Annotated in this window: 1 pseudogene; it reads left to right on the forward strand. The window is 65.6% G+C overall.

Going from position 1 to position 489, the window contains the following annotated elements:
- Positions 1 to 489, forward strand: a pseudogene (locus A3754_RS27570) (hypothetical protein); the annotation flags it as partial.

Genomic DNA, 489 nt, shown 5'->3' on the forward strand with positions numbered 1-489 from the left:
AAGAAGCGGCCGGTGGCTTTGCTCCGGGCGGCGGTGGTCTGCCGGGCGCTGATGGCAACCCACTGGAGCCGGTACTGGCGCAGTTCTGCCCGGCAACCTCTGAAGCAGATCTTGGCCCGACCACCCCGATCGACTGTCTGACTGAAGCTGGCGGTAACTTCGGCGACGTGCAGGACTTGCTGCTGGGTTCCAACCCGCTGACCGAGCAACTGTGCCCGGAAGCGGCTGCTAACAGCCCGATTGATCCCGCAGCTTGCTTCGAAGAAGCTGCCGGTGGCTTTGCTCCGGGTGGCGGTGGCCTGCCGGGTGCCGACGGCAACCCGCTGGAGCCTGTATTGGCGCAGTTCTGCCCGGAAACCTCCGAAGCAGACCTGGGTCCGACCACACCGATCGACTGTCTGACCGAAGCCGGCGGTAACTTTGGCGACGTGCAGGACCTGCTGCTGGGCTCCAACCCGCTGACCGAGCAACTGTGCCCGGAAGCGGCTG

The organism is Alcanivorax sp. HI0083 (genome assembly GCF_001635175.1).